Here is a 2,882-nt window from a genome sequence, read left to right as displayed (position 1 = left end):
AGGGGTTCTGTGGAAGTTTGAACGCAATGACAGCCACGGTAGCTGAGGTAATTGTTGTCTGCGTATTCCCGGCGACGGATGGGATTGTCGTCAATTTCAGCTACTATTAAATAGTCTTGTTGTAGGAGTTGTTTGATGCGGGGAAGATAGGCGGGATATTGCATGATTGTCCGCTGCCAAATAAATACTTTTTCTTCCGCTGGGAGTGGGGAAATTAATTCGAGTGTTTTCACGCCAGATACGGTGCGGACACCGGGAATTGTAGCGCTAAATTTGTCCGGTTCCAAAACTCGCAGGCGATCGCACCCTGTAGGTGCCATAATTATGGTTTGAATCAGCAATCTGCGTGGTTGTACAGGGGTTTTGGTCGATCGCACAATATAATATTCAGCACTGGTTTCCGTAGCAAAACTACTCGATTGTAGCTCTAATGCCTTGACCATGGGATGCAGCAATTGCTGAAATTGGGCAAAATTTTCGGTTTTTTGTCCCTTTCCTTGCAATTCGTACACTTGCAATCCGGCTTGAGTAAAGAGTGATTGAATACTTTCTAGGGTAAACCAGTGCTGCATTTTGCCATCGGCATTTTCCCAGTGCCCGCGCAACAAATTGACAATGCGCCGCCAGTATTGAACATTGGGAATTCTGGCGAAAATTTGACCCCTGGGATGCAGCAAAGCACTGTATTGTTTGAGGACATCCCAAGGATTTTTGAGGTAAGGTAACAAATCGCCAAACACCAAACAATCAACGGTGCCTGGGGCGATGTCGAGACTGGCGATGTCGGTTTCTTCTATATTGGCGATCGCCACCCAGTTTAGCCGATCGACTGCTATTTTAGCTTTTTCTCGATCGCATTCAAGGCCAATATATTGACAATGGGGATTTGTCAGCTTGTACTGTGCGCCCATAGCCCCCGTACCGCAGCCTATTTCCACAATGACTTTAGCATCCGGGGGTAGCAGATTCAAGAGGTCATGGTTGATGCTATCGATCACTTTCTCTAATTTGTGAGCATGGCGATGCCAGTATACAATGGCGATCGGCACATTTGTCAAGCACCAAATCAACTAAAAAAGAATTATAGCACAAACTATGAACCCTAACTTAGGAATTAACATCGCCGGCTACATCAACGGTGAATTTGGAGTGGGAGAAGGAGTCAGAGCAAATATTAGATCCCTAGAAGCCGCCCAAATTCCCTTCACTATCAACAATTTCACCCGCAGTCCCCACCGCAGTCAAGACACCAGCTATCAAAACTTCAGCCCAGACAATCCTTATCCCATAAACCTGATTCAAGTCAACGCCGATGAAGTCAACACTTTCTTAAAACATTCTGGTTCCAGCTATTTTAAAAATCGCTACAATATCGGCTTTTGGGCCTGGGAAATGCCCGAATTTCCCCAAAAATGGCAACCAGTATTTGACAACTTTCACGAAATATGGACTTACAGCAACTACTGCGCCGAAGCAATTTCCCTAGTCTCGCCAATTCCCGTCATCAAAATCATGCCCAGCATTGATTTACCCCCATCTTACCTGAACAGAAAATCCCTGAATTTGCCAGAAAATAAATTTATTTTTCTATTTATATTCGACTTTTCCAGCCGCATCGAACGGAAAAATCCTTTAGCTGCCATTCAAGCATTTAAGCAAGCCTTTGGTCAAGACGAGCGCGTACTATTTATCCTCAAATCTTCCAACTCCGACAAAAACATCCAAGATTTAGCATTGTTAAAATCCGCCATCGGAAATGCGACCAATATTCAACATTTAGACGGATATTTATCTAAAAATGAAATAAATGTTTTGCTCTACAATTGCGACTGTTATGTATCCCTACATCGCTGTGAAGGATTTGGTTTAACCATGGCAGAAGCCATGTTTTATGGCAAACCGGTAATTGCTACTGCTTATTCATCAAATACAGAATTTATGAATGTGGGCAATAGCTTTTTAGTCAAATATAAATTAATTCCCCTTGAGGCAGATTGTGGTCCTTACAAAAAAGGCAATTTTTGGGCAGAACCGGATACAGAACACAGCGCTTATTTAATGCAGCATATATTCAATAATTACGGGGAAGCTCAACAAATAGGAGCGAGAGCAGCGCAGGAAATTAAGACTTTACTAAGTCCATCAACTGTCGGTAAAAAAATTCAAAAACGTTTGGAACATATTGCTCAAATCACGCATAATTTTCAAGATTTAAACAATTCAAAAACTGCCCTGCTAAATCCTACCCAAACAGTACAACCTTTAGTGAGTATTTGCATTCCCACATATAACGGAGCAGCGTTTATTGGCGAAGCAATTGAGAGTGCTTTGGCTCAGACTTATCCTAATATAGAAGTGATTATATCCGACGATGGCTCCACAGACCAAACAATTGCGATCGCCCAATCATTCACCTCAAAAACCTCAGTAGATTTACGCATCATCCTCCACCGCAACTATGGACTCTCCCAAAACTGGAACTTCTGCATTTCCCAAGCTAAAGGTAAATACATTAAATTTCTGTTTCAAGACGACTTACTCGCACCAGAATGTATTGAAAAAATGGTCGAACTTGCCGAAAAACACCCAAATATAGGCATGATTTTTTCCCCCCGTGGAATTACCATAGACGCATCTGAATCCAATCCCATTTTACAAAAAGCTTCCCAATCAATTAAAGATTTGTACAAAGGTTGGTCAAATTTAAAACCGATTCAGCCCGGACAAGAATTACTAGCAGATCCTAACTGTTTAAGCAACCCCATCAACAAAATTGGTGAACCGACTACCGTCCTAATTGCCGCCCGCGTTTTTGCCGAAATCGGATTATTTGATTCGGGATTATCTCAGTATGTAGACTTAGATATGTGGTGGCGAATTAT

2 protein-coding genes are annotated in these 2,882 nt (G+C 42.3%); one reads left to right on the top strand and one right to left on the bottom strand.

What is annotated here, in order from left to right; genetic code table 11:
* Positions 1–1,070 (bottom strand): class I SAM-dependent methyltransferase (locus AAFP11_RS30130; RefSeq protein ID WP_341740299.1); only part of this gene is annotated, 1,070 nt, incomplete at its 3' end.
* Between the two features lie 25 nt (positions 1,071–1,095).
* Here AAFP11_RS30130 and AAFP11_RS30125 point away from each other — a divergent pair.
* A partial coding sequence (locus tag AAFP11_RS30125; RefSeq protein ID WP_341740298.1) for a glycosyltransferase occupies positions 1,096–2,882 on the top strand: 1,787 nt, incomplete at its 3' end.

This window comes from Microcoleus sp. CAWBG640 (assembly GCF_020883015.1).
GTDB lineage: Bacteria > Cyanobacteriota > Cyanobacteriia > Cyanobacteriales > Microcoleaceae > Microcoleus > Microcoleus anatoxicus.
This window is presented reverse-complemented; position numbering and strand designations above follow the sequence as displayed.